The sequence below is a fragment of the Spirosoma arboris genome, assembly GCF_009754945.1.
Lineage (GTDB): Bacteria > Bacteroidota > Bacteroidia > Cytophagales > Spirosomataceae > Spirosoma > Spirosoma arboris.
Window position 1 is genome coordinate 1 of the sequence record NZ_WPIN01000027.1, and the last position, 20,480, is coordinate 20,480.

16 protein-coding genes are annotated in these 20,480 nt (G+C 46.9%); 4 read left to right on the forward strand and 12 right to left on the reverse strand.

Annotation, left to right across the window (positions count from 1 at the left end):
* Nucleotides 1-7: 7 nt before the first annotated feature.
* From GO755_RS37615 to ccoS, 4 genes are all read right to left on the reverse strand, one after another.
* The gene (locus GO755_RS37615; protein ID WP_157590599.1) at nt 8-847 is read right to left on the reverse strand and encodes a cbb3-type cytochrome c oxidase N-terminal domain-containing protein; all 840 of its coding nucleotides are present in this window, start codon (nt 845-847) and stop codon (nt 8-10) included.
* A gap of 11 nt (nt 848-858) precedes the next feature.
* Nucleotides 859-1,029 (reverse strand): hypothetical protein, encoded by a 171-nt coding sequence (locus tag GO755_RS41110; protein ID WP_168207877.1) that lies wholly within the window; start codon nt 1,027-1,029, stop codon nt 859-861.
* Between the two features lie 102 nt (nt 1,030-1,131).
* Nucleotides 1,132-3,345, reverse strand: coding sequence for a cytochrome-c oxidase, cbb3-type subunit I (gene ccoN, locus GO755_RS37620; RefSeq protein ID WP_157590600.1), 2,214 nt, complete (start codon nt 3,343-3,345; stop codon nt 1,132-1,134).
* 21 nt (nt 3,346-3,366) lie between these two features.
* Complete coding sequence (gene ccoS, locus GO755_RS37625) at nt 3,367-3,540, reverse strand: cbb3-type cytochrome oxidase assembly protein CcoS (RefSeq protein WP_157590601.1); 174 nt, start codon at nt 3,538-3,540, stop codon at nt 3,367-3,369.
* 322 nt (nt 3,541-3,862) lie between these two features.
* Here ccoS and GO755_RS37630 point away from each other — a divergent pair, with 322 nt between their 5' ends.
* Nucleotides 3,863-4,612 (forward strand): acyl-CoA desaturase, encoded by a 750-nt coding sequence (locus tag GO755_RS37630; protein WP_157590602.1) that lies wholly within the window; start codon nt 3,863-3,865, stop codon nt 4,610-4,612.
* Nucleotides 4,613-4,633: 21 nt separating this feature from the next.
* Here the strand turns inward: GO755_RS37630 and GO755_RS37635 are convergent, their stop codons facing one another.
* Nucleotides 4,634-5,815 carry an MFS transporter gene (locus GO755_RS37635; RefSeq protein ID WP_157590603.1) on the reverse strand — a complete coding sequence of 394 codons (1,182 nt, stop codon included), beginning with the start codon at nt 5,813-5,815 and terminating at the stop codon, nt 4,634-4,636.
* A gap of 59 nt (nt 5,816-5,874) precedes the next feature.
* Nucleotides 5,875-8,313, reverse strand: coding sequence for a heavy metal translocating P-type ATPase (locus tag GO755_RS37640; RefSeq protein WP_157590604.1), 2,439 nt, complete (start codon nt 8,311-8,313; stop codon nt 5,875-5,877).
* A gap of 131 nt (nt 8,314-8,444) precedes the next feature.
* Here GO755_RS37640 and hemN point away from each other — a divergent pair, with 131 nt between their 5' ends.
* The gene (hemN, locus tag GO755_RS37645) at nt 8,445-9,821 is read left to right on the forward strand and encodes an oxygen-independent coproporphyrinogen III oxidase (RefSeq protein ID WP_157590605.1); all 1,377 of its coding nucleotides are present in this window, start codon (nt 8,445-8,447) and stop codon (nt 9,819-9,821) included.
* Between the two features lie 229 nt (nt 9,822-10,050).
* Here hemN and GO755_RS37650 read toward each other — a convergent pair whose 3' ends face one another.
* From GO755_RS37650 to GO755_RS37670, 5 genes are all read right to left on the reverse strand, one after another.
* Nucleotides 10,051-10,383 (reverse strand): hypothetical protein, encoded by a 333-nt coding sequence (locus GO755_RS37650; protein WP_157590606.1) that lies wholly within the window; start codon nt 10,381-10,383, stop codon nt 10,051-10,053.
* Between the two features lie 102 nt (nt 10,384-10,485).
* Nucleotides 10,486-11,238, reverse strand: coding sequence for a GLPGLI family protein (locus GO755_RS37655; protein WP_157590607.1), 753 nt, complete (start codon nt 11,236-11,238; stop codon nt 10,486-10,488).
* Between the two features lie 19 nt (nt 11,239-11,257).
* Nucleotides 11,258-14,113 carry a TonB-dependent receptor domain-containing protein gene (locus tag GO755_RS37660; protein WP_157590608.1) on the reverse strand — a complete coding sequence of 952 codons (2,856 nt, stop codon included), beginning with the start codon at nt 14,111-14,113 and terminating at the stop codon, nt 11,258-11,260.
* A gap of 237 nt (nt 14,114-14,350) precedes the next feature.
* Nucleotides 14,351-15,742, reverse strand: a complete 1,392-nt coding sequence (pabB, locus tag GO755_RS37665) for an aminodeoxychorismate synthase component I (protein ID WP_227687260.1) — start codon at nt 15,740-15,742, stop codon at nt 14,351-14,353.
* A 3-nt stretch (nt 15,743-15,745) separates the two neighbouring features.
* Nucleotides 15,746-16,774 carry an NYN domain-containing protein gene (locus GO755_RS37670; protein WP_157590609.1) on the reverse strand — a complete coding sequence of 343 codons (1,029 nt, stop codon included), beginning with the start codon at nt 16,772-16,774 and terminating at the stop codon, nt 15,746-15,748.
* Nucleotides 16,775-17,142: 368 nt separating this feature from the next.
* Here GO755_RS37670 and hisB point away from each other — a divergent pair, with 368 nt between their 5' ends.
* Complete coding sequence (gene hisB / locus GO755_RS37675) at nt 17,143-18,291, forward strand: bifunctional histidinol-phosphatase/imidazoleglycerol-phosphate dehydratase HisB (protein ID WP_157590610.1); 1,149 nt, start codon at nt 17,143-17,145, stop codon at nt 18,289-18,291.
* Nucleotides 18,292-18,655: 364 nt separating this feature from the next.
* The gene (locus GO755_RS37680) at nt 18,656-19,222 is read left to right on the forward strand and encodes a 1-acyl-sn-glycerol-3-phosphate acyltransferase (RefSeq protein ID WP_157590611.1); all 567 of its coding nucleotides are present in this window, start codon (nt 18,656-18,658) and stop codon (nt 19,220-19,222) included.
* A gap of 70 nt (nt 19,223-19,292) precedes the next feature.
* Here the strand turns inward: GO755_RS37680 and nspC are convergent, their stop codons facing one another.
* Nucleotides 19,293-20,447, reverse strand: a complete 1,155-nt coding sequence (nspC, locus tag GO755_RS37685; RefSeq protein ID WP_157590612.1) for a carboxynorspermidine decarboxylase — start codon at nt 20,445-20,447, stop codon at nt 19,293-19,295.
* Nucleotides 20,448-20,480 lie beyond the last annotated feature (33 nt).

Here is a 20,480-nt window from a genome sequence, read left to right on the forward strand (position 1 = left end):
GAAAAAATTACTGCATAGCCACTTTCGGCGTCGTAGGCAATGGCTCAACTTTATCGCCCTGAGGCTCTTTAGCTCCGGCGGGTTTGGTGCCTTGTAGTGACAATATGTAACTGGCAACCTGTTGAACCTGAAGCGGATTGAGTTGCTTCTTCCACGAAAGCATCCCCTTTTCAGGAACGCCTTCGGTAACGGTGTGGAACACGGCTTTCATCGTACCCCCGTGCAGCCAGTATTCATCGGTCAGATTGGGGCCAACTTTACCTTCGGCATTCTGCCCATGACAAGCCGTACAGTACTGATTGAACAGCACTTGACCCGCTTCAACCCCTTTCTTATCGGTAAGCAACGTAACGGTATTTTCGTTGATTTTACCCGCTACGAGTTTGATATAAGCCGCCCGTTCTTTCTCGGCAATGGCGACTTCCTGTGTGTACTCTTGTTCCATGATATTACCTTTCCCGATCACATGGAAAATCAGCAGATACACAACCCCAAAGCCAATTGTACCATAGAACAAACCCATAAACCAGGGGGGTGTTGGGTTATTAAGCTCGGCAATACCATCGTACTCATGATCCATCATCAGGTCTTTTTCCTGACTTAGCTCGTGCAAACCTGTAAATCGCTGCCACGTGGTACGCGTGTCAACGGCTTTCGTTTTGGCAGACTCTGGTGCCAGCGCTTTACGCAGTATGTAGGCCAGGTAAAGTGTAATGGCCAATAACAGCCCAGTCGCAACTGTCACGAATAGCATCACCATCACCCACATCAAGTCTTCGCCGGAAGTCAGATTCCAGATCGACTTTTCGGTGGCAGGATCAAGAATTGTTGTTAAAAGAAGATTCATAGTGAAGTCAGTTAGGGCTTTGTGGAGTCGTCGAGTGGCAGGTTGCCCATTTGCCGGAGATGCTGTTTATCAGCAATTAATAAGTAGAGTCCGACCAGGATAAAAAAGGCAAAAAACGTCAGGAACGAGCCGACCATATAGACGTCTGCTCCGGGAATTTTTGAGATGAATTGCTTGAACATGGTCTTTTTAGGAGTGAAGAATTATGAGTGAAGAGTGAAGAATAAAACTGATATGACTATGTCTGAGTATTCTTCACTCTTCACTCATAATTCTTCATTAGTTTACTTTTCCATTTTCTTAATATCCGTTCCTAGCCGCTGGAGGTAGGCGATGAGGGCGACGATTTCGCGGTCGGAGTTGACCTTGATACCTTCTGTTGCCAACTGGCTGCTGATGCCATCTGCCTGTTTTTTCAGGTCTTCGTTGGCATACGAAATGGTTGGATCATCGTACGGAACGCCTATTTTTTTCAGGGCTGTGAGTTTATCGGCCGTGTTCGAAATGTCGAGCTTTTGGGTAATCAACCAGGGATACGATGGCATAATAGAGCCTGGAGACATCGACGTGGGTTCGTTCATGTGGTGGTAGTGCCAGGAGCTGGGATACTTACCGCCTTCACGGTGCAAATCCGGCCCGGTCCGCTTGCTACCCCACAGGAACGGGTGGTCGTACACGAATTCGCCTGCTTTCGAATATTCGCCGTAGCGCTCTGTTTCTGAGCGAAAAGGGCGCACCATTTGGCTATGGCAATTCACGCAACCCTCACGGATGTAGATGTCGCGCCCCTGAACTTCGAGTGCAGTATACGGCTGTACCGACGCAATGGTTGGCACATTCGATTTCACCATGAATGTTGGAATAAGTTCGATAAGGGAACCAATCAGAATCACAACCAGCGAGCCAACCAGTAACGGGAATGGTTTCCGTTCTAACGCGCGGTGCCAGAATGTATCTCCTCCGGTTGGAGTGTAGAGTTTGGGGAGAGCGGGCGCTTCAGCATCTTCATTGGCAACCAGTTTACCAGCGTCCATAGTCTTGAAGAGATTATACCCCATCAGAATAGCGCCCAGCAAGTAGAACGTACCACCCAATGCTCGCATCATGTGCATGGGCAGAATCTGAAGCGTGGTTTCGAGGAAGGTCGGATATTTCAGGACGCTTTCCTTCGTAAATTCTTTCCACATCAGCCCTTGCGTGAAGCCAGCAATGTACATAGGCACGGCGTAGAACAGAATACCAAGCGTACCAATCCAGAAGTGGAAATTGAGTAGTTTTTTCGAGTACAACGGCGTTCTGAACATGCGGGGAATCAGCCAGTACAGAATCGCAAACGTCATGAACCCATTCCAGCCCAAAGCCCCAACGTGTACGTGGGCCACAATCCAGTCGGTGAAGTGGGCAATGCCGTTTACGTTTTTGAGCGACAACATTGGCCCTTCGAATGTAGCCATCCCGTAGCAGGTCAGCGCCACGACCATGAATTTCAGGATGGCATCCTCACGCACCTTATCCCAGGCACCGCGAAGAGTCAGCAGGCCGTTAATCATACCACCCCACGAGGGCGCAATGAGCATAATCGAAAACACAACTCCCAACGACTGCGCCCAATCGGGCAGCGACGAGTAGAGCAAGTGGTGAGGACCCGCCCATATGTAGATGAAAATCAGTGCCCAGAAGTGCAGAATCGAGAGTCGATACGAATAGACCGGCCGGTTCGCCATTTTAGGCAGGAAGTAATACATCATGCCCAGATACGGCGTCGTCAGGAAGAAGGCTACCGCATTGTGGCCGTACCACCATTGTACCAATGCATCCTGCACACCCGCATACATGGAGTAGCTTTTGAGAAACGAAACCGGCATTTCCATCGAGTTAACGATGTGCAGCACCGCAATCGTGACGAACGTCGCGATGTAAAACCAGATAGCCACGTACAAATGCCGCTCGCGTCGTTTGATAATTGTACCGAACATGTTGATGCCAAACACCACCCAAATCAGCGTAATGGCGATGTCGATCGGCCATTCCAGTTCAGCATATTCTTTAGAAGTAGTCAGACCTAAGGGCAGCGTTGCCACTGCCGACAGAATAACCAATTGCCAGCCCCAGAAGTGAATTTTGCTCAACAAATCACTGAACATCCGGGCTTTACAGAGCCGTTGCAGCGAGTAATACACGCCCATAAAAATGGCATTCCCAACGAAAGCAAAGATCACCGCGTTGGTGTGCAAGGGTCGAATTCGCCCAAATGTTGTGTATTGATTACCGAGGTTAGCTGCTGGCGCAAACAACTGGCTGGCAACGATAACGCCAACCAGCATGCCAATGATGCCCCAGATGATGGTGGCTACCCCAAAATCCCGGACAATCCGATTGTCATAAGCGAATCGTTCCACGGGAGTATCGCCCCCCGGTGGCTGGTGCCCAATGGCTATTGAGCCTGTCGCTCGATCTGGCGACGTAACGGCAGTAGGTTGATTGAATGAAACATTCATACTATAGGAGTACAGAAGTTGCTATGCGTTTGATTGAGTTTCAGCGGTTGTCGGTACGTCATCGTCCAGCAGCATTCGAATGGAAGGTGTATAGAGATCGTCTTGTTGCCCGGTTTTCATCGACCAGAAAAATGCTCCCAGAAATCCCAGCGCCATTAGCAGACTGATACCAATCATAAAAAAGATAATGCTCATCGCCTTGTCGATTTGTGGCTCAAAAGTGGGGCGATTTTGTAGGGGGAAATATGAGTTTCGTCAGGTTTAGAGCTGACTTTGCCCGGTTTGGAAACGGGCTGACGAAGGTCAATTGGCGAGATGACGGAGGTCAGGAAGGAAGGGGTATGAGTGGGGCAATTTTGCAGTTGTTCACCTCACCCCCGGCCCCTCTCCTTGTTTTAGGAGAGGGGTGACTAGCGCCAGGCTTCCACTTAGCGCGAATTAGTTCGTAGGTTACTGCTCCCCTCTCCTGTTTTAGGAGAGGGGCTGGGGGTGAGGTCGTTTCGCTAACTTTTATTCCATGATTATCCTCGCTTTCTTCCTGGCACACTGGTATTTATCAGTACTGATGCAAACGTTTTTTCTCCATCGCTATGCTGCTCATCAGATGTTCACAATGAGCAAAGGCTGGGAGAAGTTCTTCTATATTCTGACATTCGTTGGACAAGGCTCGTCGTTTCTGAGCCCACGTGCTTATGGTATTATGCACCGTTTGCACCATGCTCACGCTGATACTGAGGATGACCCCCACTCTCCAAGTTATTCGACGAATCTGTTCGATATGATGTGGAAAACCCGAACGTATTATAATGACATCCTGAATAACCGGGATACGATTCCGGCGAAGTTCAAAAAAGGGGTGCCAAACTGGGCATTTATGGAATGGCTTGGCGATCGCTGGCCCGTGCGACTGGCCTGGGGTACGGCTTATACGCTATTTTATATTCAGTTTGCACCATCCCCTTGGTTCTTTCTGTTACTGCCAATACATTTCCTGATGGGGCCAGTTCATGGAGCGATTATCAATTGGTACGCCCACCGCTACGGCTACACTAATTTCAAACTGAACGATACCGCAAAAAATCTGCTCCCGTTCGATTTTCTGATGATGGGTGAATCGTATCACAATAATCACCACAAGTACGGTGGCCGCCCCAACTTTGGCGGTTTCCGCTGGCACGAGTTCGATCCAGCTTACCCGCTTATTCTCTTGCTCAACAAAGTAGGTGTATTGAAACTACGACTCGGGCGGGATGAAGCGTATATGTGAGCGAATCTGCGACAAACTCACTTACCTCCTCATCTGGAGCATAGCCAGCAAACCCAACACCGGACCGGGAAGCAGTATATAAAACAGCCATCCTGATAGCCCAATCTGAGCAACCAGCCAGTCCATAAGTTGGATAGATAATACGGTCAGGAAGAAGCCGAAGCAGGTGACCAGGGTGAGGATACTTCCCCGATTGTCGAGGGTGGCGTAGCTGGCAACTAAAGTCGAAAATTGTGGGGAGTCGCCAGCCGCGCTGGCTCCCCACAATAGTAGGAATAATCCAAACAAAATAGGTGGAGCACTTAACAGTAAAGGTATCAATATAATACACAACCCTGATATCAGTAATAAATAGCGGGCTACGCGTGCACTACCGATTTTTAGCGCAAAATACCCTCCTCCCACGCACCCAATGGCCCCCGCAGCAATGGCTCCGAACGCCCAAAGTGAATTCGTCAATTCGACATTGGGATGTTGTAATCGGTAATACGTGATCAGGGTTGGCAGAAAAGCCCACAATGTATATAATTCCCACATATGGCCAAAATACCCCAGCATAGCTGGTCGGTAGGCAGAGGGCTTCCCTAATGAAAACAGCATTTGGAGTCGAAAGAAACTCCCTGAAAATTGTACAGGTTTTGTGGGCACAACCAACGTCAACAAAACTCCGCCACTAATCGCCAATAGACTGACCGACAGCATTAACGTGCGATAGGGCAAGCTCCCACCCAATCCCCGTATAAGATGAGGGAAAGCCGTGCCCAGCACCAGAGCGCCTACCAGAAACCCCATCGCTTTTCCTAAAACGGGCTTGAATCGATCGGCAGCAATCTTCATTCCAACAGGATAAACCCCTGCCAGAAAGAAACCAGTCAGGAAACGACTGGTTAAGATCGTTTCTGCTTGTATAGGTAAAAAAAGCCATAGCAGATTCACGATAGCAGCTAACGTAACGGATATCAGAAAGACATAAGTAGACCGAAATCGATCGGGTATGGCAAAGAGGGCATAAAGTAACGTACCAGTAATGAAGCCAATTTGCACTGCCGACGTAATCCAACTGGTAAGCCCCGTCCCTGTAGTTTTTAACAGCGGCTGAAGCTCGGACAGAATGGCGTTACCGGCAAACCAGAGCGATGTTCCAGCAAATTGAGCAAAGACAACGACAAGTAACCGAGTAGCAGTGCAAGAAGATTCGAGCATGCTCAAAGATAAGCATTAGATCCCTTTCGGCACTGGCTCGAGTAAATACATGCGCCAGGTCAAAACTTCCGCCACCGCATACCTAACGTAGAAATCGCCAGCATCGTGGCCGAACTGATCGGCATCAAAATAGCCGCGACCACTGGCGATAAATGCCCCGTCAGGGCGTAGCTCAGGCCAATGAAGTTGTATACCAGCGAAACGACAAAACTGAATCGAATCAGGCGCATACCAAACTGTGTATAGTTCAACATATTAGGCAGTTGTACTAAGGAATCAGCTTCCAGAATCGCATCGCTGGCAGGTGTGAACTGAATTGTATTGTCGGTTACAGCAATGCCCACATCAGCCTGTTTCAGAGCCCCAGCATCATTCAAACCATCACCAACCATCATAACGCGACGGCCGTTCTCCTGTAAATGCTTAATGAAGGCTAGTTTTTCTTCTGGACGACAATTAAAGTGCATCTGTCCAGACTTAGGGAATAAGCGAGTTAATTCGGTCTGGGCATGGTCGTTATCACCAGAGAGCAGGTAAAGTTGATGCGTTTCGCGTAAGTTGGTTAGCATAGGCTCTAATCCCGATCGATCTTGGTTCGGGAAACCGAAATAGCCTCGGTATAGATGATTAATGCTGAGATAGGTACGCGCTTCAGTTGGTGCTTCTTCACGGCCTGTGTCCTCACAGACCGCAGAATCCACAAATGAACGGCTACCTATTTTAACGATCAGCCCATCTACAAGTGCCTGAATTCCATGCCCCGGCACCTCAGTAAAATAGTCGACAGAGAGTGGTACATCATTCGAGAGATAGGTGGTTAGTTTACGACTAAGCGGATGCACCGATTGCCGAACCAGGGATACGATCATGCCTCGCTTCATTGGGCTCAAGAGCTTGTCAAACCGTTCGACCACAGCCTGTTGTGGCGTCGTGAGCGTTCCGGTTTTATCAAAAACAATGGTATCGCAGGCGGCCATTTGTTCAATAACATCCGCATTCTTAAGATATAAATGGCGCTTACCCAATAACCGTAAGCCGTTTCCCAACGCAAACGGATAGGATAACGAAAGCGCACAGGGGCAGGCAATGATGAGCACGGCAGTAAAGGCATTGATGGCTCGGGCGGGGTCGTGATGGGCATACCAGTATAAACCAACTAATGTAGCCAGCGAAATAACAGTCACGGTAAAATACGTTCCGACGGCATCAGCAAACGTGTGAATTCGGGATGTGTCTTTCTTCTGAAAAGCGTCGTTGTTCCAGAGTTGGGTCAGGTAACTTTGCGACACGTCGCGCACGACTTCGAGTTCGATGGCTTCCCCCACTTGCTTACCCCCTGCATAAACCAGCGCACCGGGCTGTTTAGGTTCTGGCTCCGATTCGCCCGTTACGAAACTATAATCAATCATCCCCTCGCCTTTGTACAGCAATCCATCAGCCGGAATCAGTTCATTATTTCGTACCCTGATTCGATCCCCTTTACGAAGCTGAGCAAGGGGTATGGAGCTCCGTGCCCCATGCTCCACCACCGTTACCGCCATTGGGAAGTATGACTTATAATCCCGCTCGAAAGACAGGAATTCGTGGGTTCGCTGTTTGAACCATTTGCCGCACAACAAAAAGAAAATCAAGCCCGTAAGTGAATCAAAATAGCCAGCACCATCGAGAAAGAGTACCTCGTAAGTGCCTCGAAAAAAAGCCACCAGAATCCCCATCAAAATAGGCAAATCAATATTGATGACGCCTTTTTTCAAACTCGCCCAAACCGATTCAAAATAACCCGACGCCGAGTAGAACACAACAGGAATGGCCAATAATAGATTGAGAATACCAAAAATGTGTTTGAACGACGGATCATCGAGTCCCAGATACTCAGGGAAGCTGAACAGCATGATATTTCCCGCACAAAATCCAGCGATGCCTAATCGGTATAAAAATGGTCGGTTTGATGTTTTCTGACCGGCCTGAATAACGTCATTGAGGCTAATCAAGGGTTCATAGCCAATAGAGCTAAGTAGTTCAACTACTTGCCGCAGAGACAGTTCTGCTGGATTATAAGTCAGGTGAACCTGTTTTTTCAGAAAATCCACCCGCGATTGCTGAATAGCTGAATTGAGTCGGTAAAGGTGTTCGAGCAGCCATAGGCACGAACTACAGTGAATCGTGGGAATATAAAACGTAACCTTCGCCACAGACTCGCTCGAAAACTCAAGTAGTTGGGCTACAATATCAGGGTGATCGAGAAATTCCAGTCGTGTCTGCCGGGCATTGTCAATTTTCTGACTATTGCCCGGTCTGGATTGACCTGGCCTGGATTGGTCAGAACCCGTTAGTTGCTCAATGTCATAATACTGACAAAGCTGGTGCTGGCTCAGGATGCTGTAGACCGTTTTACAGCCGTCGCAACAGAATGGTTTATCGTCAAAAACGATTGACTCGTCGGGGCAATCATTGCCGCAGTGGTAGCAGATGGTTGATGAAATCGTTGCCGTACTCATACCTCAGAATTTGGTGGCAAGTTGGCAATGAGCTACGTATTAGCTCCTGATTATCATCAGCTATTTACCTGATACGACTCAGGAATCAGAATCTCGGAAGAAGCCATTTTTGTATAATCAATGGCACGATTATGAATCCGCTTATTCAGAAATATAACGTTCCCGGCCCGCGCTATACCAGTTACCCCACAGTGCCTTTCTGGGACGAAACAACATTCAGTGAAGCCGCCTGGGTCAATAATCTGCAACGGGCTTTTTCGGCGAGTAACACAACTACAGGTATCAGCCTTTACATCCATCTCCCCTATTGCGAGAGTATGTGTACGTTTTGTGGTTGCAACAAACGTATTACGAAAAATCATGGTGTCGAGGCACCGTACATCACGGCGCTCCTGGCCGAATGGAATTTGTATTGTGATTTATTGCCAGAAAAACCACGTATTGCCGAACTGCATTTAGGTGGTGGAACGCCCAGTTTTTTTGCCCCCGATCAACTCGAGCGGCTGTTATCTGGAATCTTTGAACGAGCCACGCCAACCGAATCTCCCGATTATGGCTGGGAAGGCCACCCCAACAACACAACTCACCAACATTTGCAGGTTCTGTACGATTTTGGCTTTCGACGGGTGAGTTTTGGCGTGCAGGACTATGACCCACTAGTGCAACGTGCTATTCACCGACATCAGCCATTCGAGCAGGTGCGTAAGGTGACCGAGTGGGCACGCCAGATCGGGTATACATCCATTAGTCACGATCTGGTATTCGGTTTGCCGTTTCAGACAACGAATTCAATTGTTGATACGATTTACCAGACCATCACGCTTCAACCCGACCGAATTTCCTTTTACTCCTACGCCCATGTACCCTGGATCAAAGGCAACGGTCAGCGGGGCTTTCGGGATGAAGATCTGCCTTCTGGCGATCAGAAGCGGGTTCTTTACGAAACCGGGCGGGATTTACTGGAACATGCGGGTTATGCTGAAATTGGTATGGACCACTTTGCTATGCCCCATGATACGCTCTTTGAAGCCATGCAAACGGGCACTCTCCATCGAAATTTCATGGGATACACAACCACTCAAACACGTGTTCTACTCGGGCTCGGAGCCTCTTCAATTAGCGATGTCTGGTCGGCATTTGCACAGAACGAGAAAGACATAGATACTTATTTGGATAAGGTTATGGCAGGCCAGTTACCCTTATTACGAGGGCACATTCTCGATGATCAGGATCAGTTTTTACGTCGGCAAATTCTGAACATTATGTGCCAGGGGCAGACTCAGTGGCATCTTAGTAGTTGGTCGAAGCACGAGTGGGAAACGTTAAGCGCTCGGTTAGAATCGTTCTGGCTCGATGGACTACTGGAGTATGATGCCGAAGGATTACGCGTACATCCCGAAGGGAGGCCATTTCTTCGGAACATCTGCATGGCATTCGATGAACGTATGAATTACACCCAACCGAACGTCGGCCCCACAAAGACAAGGTTGTTTTCACAGACGGTTTGATCTGTGTTGTTAACCTCACGGTCGTTCTCGCTTGGCTTTGCCGAGTGAGGACTATTCCTTCAAAGGCCTCTGGCCTGTTTCTTCGATAATTGGCAATTCTCCGGCCAGAGGCCGTTAAAACAATACCCCTCACTCGGCGAAGCCAAGCGAGGACATATCCCCCCAACAGAAGCGCCCGATCTAAGACCGGGCGCTTTCATTGGGGGGGGTATATATATGGTGATTTTCTTTACAGCAAGTCAATGACAATCATCAGGAGATGCAGAATCAGGCTAGTCGCGAAGGCTGGAAAGATGTATTTTACAGGCATCGCTGACAAAATAGGTACTAGTACCAGCAGAAAGCAAAGCATGCTTACCAGGAACTGCCAGTCGCCACCACCAACGTAGGACATGATCAACAAGAGCGTCGGCGACAGGATACAGCCCTGAATGGCCAGTGCTGAAGCCGCCCAGCCAAAGCGAGTAAATTCGGCTTTGGCAATAAAGTTGGTATAAGTTGTTAGCCAGCTTGTATCGGCTGTGTTTGTATAATTATCTGTTGAGTGTGCGAGCGTTGCCATGATTTGTGTGCGTTTTAATGATGGCACAAAATAAGGCGTGGCCTCTCGCAACCTATATGACGTTCGTCAGGTCAAAAGATGATAATTATACATGCTTACTTCTCAATACCGAATACCAGCCCAGCCATATGGGCTCGACCGCGAAGTCATACGGTCTGCAATGTGCTGCCGAATAATTGCTTTATAGGCCTCATCGTCAATTTTTTTACCTTTCAGTTTAGGCAGTTTAAGGTCGTCAGACTTTAGCGGCCTGAACGTTACGCTGATAGCCTCAACAGTCACATCACCATCATTGATGTCCAACGCCAGAATTAGTCCTGGCAGGCTGTTCATCATTTCGGGACCAGCCGCAACGGGGATATCCTGTGCGAACCAGGCTGTGATCTTTTGCTTCTTGATCGGATCTTCTGTTTCGGCCTTCATACAGATATAGCCTGCCACTTCTTTGATCTGGTTTCCAATTTTCCAGACTGGCGCATGCAACGAATCATCAATAACGTAGGTTTTGCCTAGCATTTCGATAATGTCGGTTTTATGCTCTTTCTCGAAATTATTGTATAAGACAAATTCCGATTTACGATAGGAATATCCACCTTCTTCCGGCTCATCGCTGTTGTAGGTGTATAGGCTTTCATTCGCATTGAATGCCAGCTTCATCTTGATACCTTTGTTATCCTCTTCCCAGTTCTTCCAGGTCTGCGCTTCCCGGTCTTTCTGCTCCTGACTCAGAAACGTCAGGCGGTTAGCAATTTTCAACCAGTATTCTTTACGAACGTAGGTAGCGACACCTTCGGTTTTCTGGGCTATTGTCACTGAGCTGGTCAACAGGCACAGGAGTATAAGTAATTTTTTCATGATAGGAAGTTAAGTAAAATCAATAAAATCCGTCCCGACGTATTTTACCCTGAACACCCCGCATGTTGTAGGTAAAGCTCAACATAAAGTAACGCGCCAGCGATTGAATACTCTCGGTACTGGTATAGTTTTGTCCAGCATACTGCGACACAACAACGTTTCGATTAAGCAAATCGACGGCCGACAGTCTGATTTCTGCTTTTTTCGCGCTTCCAAGAATATGGTAAATGGACGAACTCAGGATCGGAATTTGCTGATTGAAATTCAGTCGTTCGTTTTTATAGGTTCTGTAATTGAGCGTGGTATTGATATAAATACTTCCCGGAAGTTTCAGATTCAGATCACCCCGGAACGAGTTATTGTAGATAACCTGATTTTGCGCGGTGTTGATCGAATAACGAGTATCTGTAATACTAAAGTTAGCATTACCGTAAAAAGTAATCCATTCTTTAGGCGTCAGTTCGAGTCGGGCTCCTAACGAATAGTTCTGGTTGTTGGTCTCATTCAATACCGAATTGATACGCGTCAGGTTATGACCGAAATTCAATTGTGTATTCAGACCAAGTGTGGCTTTAGTCTTTTTAAGCGGAAAACCAAAGTTCAGGTAAGTCCCCAGATTACGACCACCCGTCAGGTTCTCGGGCATGATGGTAATAATATTTGTCTGTGGGTCAACCGTTTGGCTATAAATAATCTGATTGACGTAATAGGTAGTATAAACGTTGGCCCAGAAATTGGTGAAACTGCCCGGATTAAAGTAATTGAAATAGGCACTTAGATTATGGTTCAACTGCGGCAACAGATCCGGATTCCCGCGACTAATGGCCAATGGGTTGCTATTGCTCGTAACTGGCTGTAAATCTCGCGACGATGGTATTTGCACACCCACATCATAACCGCCGTACAGTGATTTGTTATTTTTAAGTGAATAATTAAGCGACACATTTGGAATCAATGTCGTATAGGTTCGACGGATACTCTGGAGTGGTTGGCCCTGATCTCGAGCAAACTTCCCATCAAGCTGGAATTGCTGGCCAGCCACCCCCGCCGATATATTTAATCCTTTGAACGAATACCGTAAACTACTTCCCAATCGATTAAACAGATAGTTGTTCTTATAATACAAACTCAACGAGTCGATGCGATTACGACTATCGTTAAGATTTACGACATCGCGATCAACTTCGTCGTTTCGTAAACTGAAATTATAGAAACTCTCCCAGGTAAATTTCTTGGCAAAAGGCTCAACATAGAGCAAATTTGCTTTATACTGGCTACTGCGCGAATTCGTTCCCTGGTCCTGATTCAGCGAACGTAACATATCGTTGACACTAGTAGCCTGGTAAAATTCATTTTGGGCTTTCAGCAGCAAGTCGCCATCATTTTTGTTAATCTGATAAGTAGCACTGGCTCCAAAACTGCGCCCTTTCTTCTTCAGCTTCACCCGATAAAGCAGCGTATTGGCCATAGCAAACTGGTTGGTCGTGCTATTATTCAGCGATTGGCTATTTGTAGTTTGTACTTCGTTGCCCGTTCCAGAATTGAGAAAAACCCGCTGCAAACTTTGCTGATTGCTATTTCCACTACCCAATCGACCATTGCTGATAACGACCAGTGTCTGCATGGAGTCAAGTTGCTTCTCAAAACGAAAGCTGATCCGATGATTGGTGTTTAAGTTGTTCTGATTACTGGTATCAGTTGTTCGCAATGACGCCGAAGCGGGCAGATAGCGCTTGTTTTCCCGAATAGCGTCTAATTGGATCTGCGTTTGGTTGAAGTAATAGCTCGTGCTAAGCTTCGTTTTTTTTGTGTCGTAATTATAATTAATGCCACCAGCTGTGTTCTTTGAGAAACCCCGCCCATCACCCCCACCTACGGGAACAGTCAGGCTTTCGTTATCATCGCCAAAGTAAATATATCGGTTAGCACCACTGAAGCCAAAATCGGCATTATCATTAAAATTAAAGGCATTACTACCCCGAAAGTCCTGATAATCGTTGAAGGATAACCCTTGCTGGTTTGTATTATTGCCTAACAACAAAGCCGAAAACTGCTGCTTACTATCGAATTTATTGTACATGCCCTTTCCTTCAAATCGGGTTGATATGTTGTTGGAAGCAGGGCCTGCTCCGGCAGTCACTTTACCAAAACCTCCTTTTTTAAACTCTTCTTTCAACTCCAGATTGACCGTTTTTTCTTTCTTCCCGTCGTCAATACCCGTTAGTTTGGCCTGTTCCGTTTTATCGTTGAAAACCTGAACTTTGGTAATAGCCTCAGCCTGAAGGTTTTTAGTCGCGAGCTTAGGATCATTGCCAAAGAAGCTCTTACCATCAACGGTCACCTTTTTCACTTCCTGTCCTTGCGCCCGAATGTTGCCATCCTGATCGATTTGTACCCCAGGGAGCTTCCGCAACAAATCCTCAACTGTCGAACCGGGTGGTACTTTAAACGAACTGGCATTATATTCAATCGTATCGCCTTTGATAGTCAGGGGTGCTTTGGCCGTTCTGACCACAACCTCCATTAACTCTCGGGTAATCGGTTTCAGTTTCAGAGGCCCAAGATCAATAACAGCCTCGCCAGTAGGCTTAATAAGCTGATTATAAGGTATAAAACCGACAAAGGAAATTTTCAGCACGTAGTTTCCCGGCTTTATATTTTTGAACGAAAAGGCACCATTATCACCTGTGCGAGTGAAGTTCACCAACGACGAATCTTTGGCGCTTAATAGCATGACGGTGGATGACGCTAGCGGTGCTGATGCAGTATCAACAGCCTGTCCCTGAAGCGAAAATCGAGTAGCAGCGGGTGGACTTTGAGCATAGAGCGCAGCCGTCAGTAGGCACAATACGGCCAACAGGGAAAGGTTTTTCATGGATAGCAGGAATTAAGGATAATAGGATAATGGAAGCAAAGCTAAACGGATAAGCTTACTGCGTTTAGTCTGTTAACGTTTTTTAACTATATTTATAGTAGCTAATTTAGTTAACGGTCAATTTGCCTTTTAATGAGGCTTTAATGAAACCAAACGTTGCAAGTCTTATGCTATAAGAGAAGAAAAAGGTGGTAATTCCACAAAAAACTTAGCCCGGAAGCAAAATTATCTTCCAGGTTAAAGGCTATTCTCTAAAACGCTTCGAATGGCCTGCGCTTTTAGGAGGCATTCCTCCCATTCCTGTTCGGGGTCGGCATCGTAGGTGATGGCACTGCCAACCGAAAATGAGGCATACTGACTTTGGGCATTGTAGAGCAGCGTCCGAATAACAACGCTAAAATCAAAATCACCCTCGGGCGTTATGAAGCCTATGGCGCCCGAGTACACGCCCCTCCTACTCACTTCCAGTTCATCGATCAGCTCCATAGCCCGGATTTTGGGAGCACCTGTCATACTACCCATCGGAAAGGCATTGCGGATGGCATCGGCCCACGAAACCCCGTCGCGCAGAGTAGCCGATACAGTCGAAATCATCTGATAAACCTGTTGAAAGCCGTAAATACCAAAGAGTTCATCTACCTGAACCGAACCCGTTTTGGCGCTTCGGGCGAGGTCGTTCCGAACCAGATCGACAATCATCAGGTTTTCGGCCCGTTCTTTTTCCGAACTCAAGAGTTGGGCTCGAAGCGCGTCATCTTCCTCCGGCGTTTTTCCACGACGGATAGTTCCTTTAATCGGTTGCGACAGAATATTACGGCCTTCTTTTTTCAGAAATCGCTCCGGCGACGCGCCCATACTATACCGATCACCGATTTTCAGAAAACTCGAAAATGGCATTGGTGAGCGCTCATTCAGAGCATAATAGGTAGCCAATGGCTCCAAGTCAATATGTTCGGCAAAAAACTCAATGCAATAGTTTAATTCATACACGTCGCCCGCCAGAATATGCTGTTGAATCTGGCGAACGTTGTCCAGGTATTCCTGGGGAGTTACACGGCATTGGACGGCGTTTCTCTCTTTACCCTCACCGACCCGTCGGACCGCCCCAACCCCTCTCCCAAAACGGGAAAGGGGAGCAAAACTCCCGAATTCTCCCCCCTCTCCCGTTTTGGGAGAGGGGTTGGGGCGGTCCGACGGGTCGGTGAGGGTAATAGCAATCGCTTCGAGATCACCTTCCCCCCGAATCACCACGTTATCCTCTTCAAAATCGATAATCCACTCTGGCTCCACAAAATAGGCATCCGGGAAACCCAGCCGATTAGGGTTACGACTACTAAGTACTTCAAGCTGATTCTTAAGATCGTAGCTCAAGTAACCTACTAAAAATGAAGGTTGTTCTCGGTGAGCATCGGCCAAGTCCTGAATAGTAGCTGAGTCTGAAAACGAGATGACCCGCTTCCGCCCGACAAACAATCGGTTTGGAAACGGGTCATTCGGGTAAGCAATACTGTTATTGTTCAGAAAGGCGACAAAACCGTCTTCTTTATGCGCCTGTTGGGTCATAGCCCAGGCTAACGCATGCCACTGAATTGCTGGGATGCTGTCAACAGACACACGCAGGACATTCATGCCTTATGGCCGTAATAACCGAACATCAATGGCAATATCTTTGCCTTCAGCGTTTTGGCCTATGGTAAATTCAACCTCATCGTCTACCTGTAATTCATTAAAATCAGTATCAATAAGGCTGGTATAATGAAAAAACAGGTTGTTGGGGGGATAGTTCACGAAACCATAGCCGGTTTTCAGACTGCGAATCGTACTGATTTTACGGCCTTCTGGATCGTCATCGACCAAATCCAAGCCATCGGCAAGATTATAGTTAGGCTCATCCGAAGATGAATAGGCAGAATCATAGCCATCACCCGCAGAAAGTCCGTTACCAAATCCATTTCCATAACTGCTCCCATTGGCAGTTACTGCTGTAAAAGTTGGTCGAGTCGTTTGTTGCTTTACAAATAAGTTCTGAATAACCATATCGTTCCGGCGGCTCCGATCATCAATTAGCCCGTGCATTCCTACCGGATACGACACTTCTTCTAGTAAATCCTGCGAAGTGCGTGTGACCTGCTTTTCACCCTGTTCATTCAGAAATTCAAAATCCCAGCTCAGGACCATAATTCGTGAACCCAGTGTGTTCAGTTTACGGATAAGGGGCACATAGTCGCCATCAGACGTAATGAGTACCACTACATCGAATTTCTTGTATTGGGCCAACTCGAAAGCTTCGAGCGCTAACCAAACATCGATTCCTTTTTCCTGACGATAGCCCTGGTAAGTTTTCACTGGCAGGTAGTGCGTAACTACTCCTTCCGACATTAGAATATCATCGAATAACCGATCGTAGAAGAGTTGATTGCCACGCTGATTCGCTTCGTGAGCATTTAACCGTCCACGAAAATAGTGCGCATCGACAATCTGGCACAGGCGCTCGTTGACGCCTTCTTCTTCAGCTACCTGACGCCGAATAAACGCGTGCAAACCTGAAATACTTATACGACTACGACGTTCGTGAGAATAATTATAATAGTTGCTTACGTGTAAAAAATAATTACCGTCATAGAAAACCCCAATTCGGGTTAATATGGATGCTGCTGGCATGCTGTACCTAAGAGTTTATAATTGTATGATTATGTAAGAGAATACATTAAATTTTTCCTTTTATTTTAGGCTGGCTGGTGGTATATGGATTGTATGATTACGAAGAAAATTGGTTTATAAGCAAGCTATTTTATTCGTATAAGCTAAAAAAGCAAGTAAAGTAACAAGTTATTAACTCGGGCGACTAGGTAATCAATAAGCGTTAAGTTTTATAAATAATAGACTTCAATAAGCCTATAAAGTAACATATAAGTAAAAAAAATGGCGTGAGGAGTAATCTGAATAGCTATAAACTATTCTGCAAACATAACACTTTTTCAATTGGATTGCACTCTAGCTGTATCTTTGTGGGCTTATTCCTGCACACTATGCAAAAAATTTTATTTATTGACCGCGATGGTACGCTTATTATTGAGCCACAGCCCGATCAGCAGGTCGATTCATTAGCCAAACTCGATTACGTCCCGAAAGCAATTTCGGCTATGCGTACAATCGCCGAAGAAACTGATTACCAATTGGTAATGGTCACCAATCAGGATGGACTTGGTACCGATTCGTTTCCCGAAGATACGTTCTGGCCCGCTCATAATAAGATGCTGGCCACATTTGCCGGTGAAAATATCCATTTTGCAGCTGTCCATATTGACCGCCATTTCCCGCGCGATAACTCAACAACTCGCAAGCCAGGTGTTGGTATGCTAACCGAGTATTTTTCCGACACATATGATCTGGCTAATAGCTATGTCATTGGTGATCGATTGACCGACGTACAACTAGCCGTCAATCTGGGTGCCAAGGCCATTCTATTCCTGCCTCCAGATGGTCTGACAGCTGTACAAACGGCTGATGTTTCGGGCTTGACAGAAGCTATGCAGAACGCTATTGCGCTTAAAACCGGTGATTGGGATCAGATTTGTGAGTTTCTCCGATTACCCGCCCGAACGGCGACTGTTGAACGAAATACCAAAGAAACTCAGATTCGCGTCGATCTAAACCTCGACGGGCGTGGCCAAGCCAACATTCATACTGGCCTCGGCTTCTTCGACCACATGCTCGACCAGGTGGCCAAACACTCAGGTGCAGACCTAACCATCCAGGTTAACGGCGATCTTCACATCGACGAACATCATACTATTGAAGATACAGCTCTCGCTCTTGGCGAAGCTTACCGACGTGCTCTTGGCGATAAGCGAGGTATTAGCCGCTACGGATTTTTACTGCCCATGGACGAAGCATTGGCACAGGTCGGGATTGATTTTTCGGGACGCCCCTGGCTTGTTTGGGATGCTAATTTCCGGCGTGAAAAAATTGGCGATATGCCCACCGAAATGTTCTTTCATTTTTTTAAGTCATTTTCGGATACCGCGTTATGCAACCTGAATATCAAGGTTGAGGGCGACAATGAGCACCATAAGATTGAAGCCATTTTTAAGGCCTTTGCCAAAGCCATTAAAATGGCCGTTCGGCGCAATATTAAAGAACTCGACAACCTTCCGAGTACTAAGGGAGTTTTGTAAACTGGTCAAGGATTGTCAGGTTTAGTCAAGACTGGTAAAAAGTTGCTTGTCAGTTCCTAGACACTCCTTATTGTACTTGACAACTCTTGGCCATACTTGACAATTCTTAACTACTCTTGGCTATACCTGTTTGTGCCATAGGTTTTACATTGTACTTTTGCATCTGAATTCAACTGAACACCGACATGGATTTATCAACTCCTTTGACTCTCCTGTTCTACGCTGTACTACTCACGGCTTCGTTTATGACAGGCCGTTGGTTAGAGCGCAATGACCGGAAGTATTAAAATTTGTCAATAGCCTTTAGTTAATAGTCAACAGTAACTACTACTAATTGACTATTAACTAAAGGCTATTTCTTATTATGCTTGGTGCTATTACCCGTTGGTTGTTTAAAATTGCCGGATGGCGGGTAGTTGGGCCTATTCCTGTCTTACCGAAAGCGATCTGGGTTGTAGCTCCCCATACCACCAACTGGGACTTTCTTATCGGCTTAGGTGTCCGACCTACTATTCACGTCTGGATCGAATACCTCGCCAAGAGTTCACTGTTTAGGTGGTACTCAGGCTGGTTTTTTCGGGCTGTGGGTGGCAGACCAGTCTACCGCGATAAATCGCACAATTTAGTAGATGCAATAGCTGTCGTTTTCGATGAGAATGAGCGCCTTCATATCTGTATTGCACCCGAAGGAACTCGCAGTAATGTTTCGAAGCTAAAAACAGGCTTCTATTACATTGCCCTTAAAGCGGGCGTTCCCCTCATTCCGGTCGGTTTCGACTGGCCTCGTAAGCTCGTTCTGCTGGGTGATCCAATTTACGCTACGAGCAACTATGCAACCGATATGATCCCTTTTTACGAGTTTTTCTCCCAGATTCATGGTGTCAAGAAAGATTGGTTGAAGCACTGGGAAGAAACAGGAGAGATTGAGTAAAGCTTTAAAACAGAAGCGGTGCCACGGTTCTAAATCGTGGCACCGCTTCTGTTTTAAAGCAAGAATCCAACTAACTCAACCGATCTTTAAAGCTCTCGTAACCATAGGCTTTAACCAGTTGAAACGCTTCATTTTCTTTCCAGATACCAATAGCTGGCAGATTCACTCCATTGAATGTTGTCGTTTTCACCATCGTATAGTGAATCATATCATCAAACACGAGTTTATCACCTATTTCGAGTGGTGCATCGAACGAGTAATCGCCCATGAAATCACCAGCGAGGCAGGTCATGCCACCTAGTCGGTAGGTTGGTTTACCAGCAACGGGTTCGTGATAGGAGTCGATAATACGTGGTTTGTAAGGCATCTCGAGCGTGTCGGGCATGTGGGCTGCAAATGACGTATCCAGAATAGCCACTTGAATCCCCTGGCTATCAACCACATCAAGCACGGTTGATAAAAGTACGCCCGTTTGCCACGCAATGGCGGAACCAGGCTCCAGAATAATGTCCACATTATATTTCTGCCGGAAAGCTGTCAGCAAGCCAACCAGGTGATTGGTGTCATAGCCTTCACGAGTCATCAGGTGCCCACCACCAAAATTAACCCATTTAGCCTGATGGAGCAGGTTATCAAATCGGGTTTCGAGCGCTTCAAGAGTCCGTTCCAACGTGAATGAATCATTTTCGCAGAGGGTGTGAAAATGAATTCCTTCCAGTCCATCGGGCAATTGATCGGGTAGCTGGTCTCGCGTAGCGCCCAGGCGAGAACCGGGTACGCATGGGTTATACATCTCCGTAGCGACTTCGGAATATTGCGGGTTTACCCGAATACCACAAGAAACGGGTTTTCCGGCAACTCGATCCTTAAAACGCTCCCACTGACTCCATGAATTGAACGTTAGATGACTACTCCGTTCCACAACTTCATCAAATTCATCATCGCGGTAGGCGGGAATATACGTATGTGCCTGCACACCCATATACTCATTCACGAGTTTGATTTCGTTAAGTGAACTGGCTGTGGCACCGCTTAAATATTCTCGCACCAGCGGAAACGCGCTGTACATCGAAAAGCCCTTTAATGCCAGAATAATGGTTACGCCAGCAGACTTTTGGACCGAATCGATTAAAGTAAGGTTTCGACGCAGTTTGGCCTCCTCCAGAATATAGCAGGGCGACGGAATAGCAGGTTCGTTGAGGTGCTGTAGCAAGGTTGTATTCATGTCGCAAAGGTATAAAACTAATGCCCTTGGCGT

Bases quoted from the DNA above. Each gene is read 5' to 3' on its own strand.
- GO755_RS37615 (WP_157590599.1), bottom strand. From the start codon at position 847: ATGAATCTTCTTTTAACAACAATTCTTGATCCTGCCACCGAAAAGTCG.
- GO755_RS41110 (WP_168207877.1), bottom strand. From the start codon at position 1,029: ATGTTCAAGCAATTCATCTCAAAAATTCCCGGAGCAGACGTCTATATG.
- ccoN (WP_157590600.1), bottom strand. From the start codon at position 3,345: ATGAATGTTTCATTCAATCAACCTACTGCCGTTACGTCGCCAGATCGA.
- ccoS (WP_157590601.1), bottom strand. From the start codon at position 3,540: ATGAGCATTATCTTTTTTATGATTGGTATCAGTCTGCTAATGGCGCTG.
- GO755_RS37630 (WP_157590602.1), top strand. From the start codon at position 3,863: ATGATTATCCTCGCTTTCTTCCTGGCACACTGGTATTTATCAGTACTG.
- GO755_RS37635 (WP_157590603.1), bottom strand. From the start codon at position 5,815: ATGCTCGAATCTTCTTGCACTGCTACTCGGTTACTTGTCGTTGTCTTT.
- GO755_RS37640 (WP_157590604.1), bottom strand. From the start codon at position 8,313: ATGAGTACGGCAACGATTTCATCAACCATCTGCTACCACTGCGGCAAT.
- hemN (WP_157590605.1), top strand. From the start codon at position 8,445: ATGAATCCGCTTATTCAGAAATATAACGTTCCCGGCCCGCGCTATACC.
- GO755_RS37650 (WP_157590606.1), bottom strand. From the start codon at position 10,383: ATGGCAACGCTCGCACACTCAACAGATAATTATACAAACACAGCCGAT.
- GO755_RS37655 (WP_157590607.1), bottom strand. From the start codon at position 11,238: ATGAAAAAATTACTTATACTCCTGTGCCTGTTGACCAGCTCAGTGACA.
- GO755_RS37660 (WP_157590608.1), bottom strand. From the start codon at position 14,113: ATGAAAAACCTTTCCCTGTTGGCCGTATTGTGCCTACTGACGGCTGCG.
- pabB (WP_227687260.1), bottom strand. From the start codon at position 15,742: ATGAATGTCCTGCGTGTGTCTGTTGACAGCATCCCAGCAATTCAGTGG.
- GO755_RS37670 (WP_157590609.1), bottom strand. From the start codon at position 16,774: ATGCCAGCAGCATCCATATTAACCCGAATTGGGGTTTTCTATGACGGT.
- hisB (WP_157590610.1), top strand. From the start codon at position 17,143: ATGCAAAAAATTTTATTTATTGACCGCGATGGTACGCTTATTATTGAG.
- GO755_RS37680 (WP_157590611.1), top strand. From the start codon at position 18,656: ATGCTTGGTGCTATTACCCGTTGGTTGTTTAAAATTGCCGGATGGCGG.
- nspC (WP_157590612.1), bottom strand. From the start codon at position 20,447: ATGAATACAACCTTGCTACAGCACCTCAACGAACCTGCTATTCCGTCG.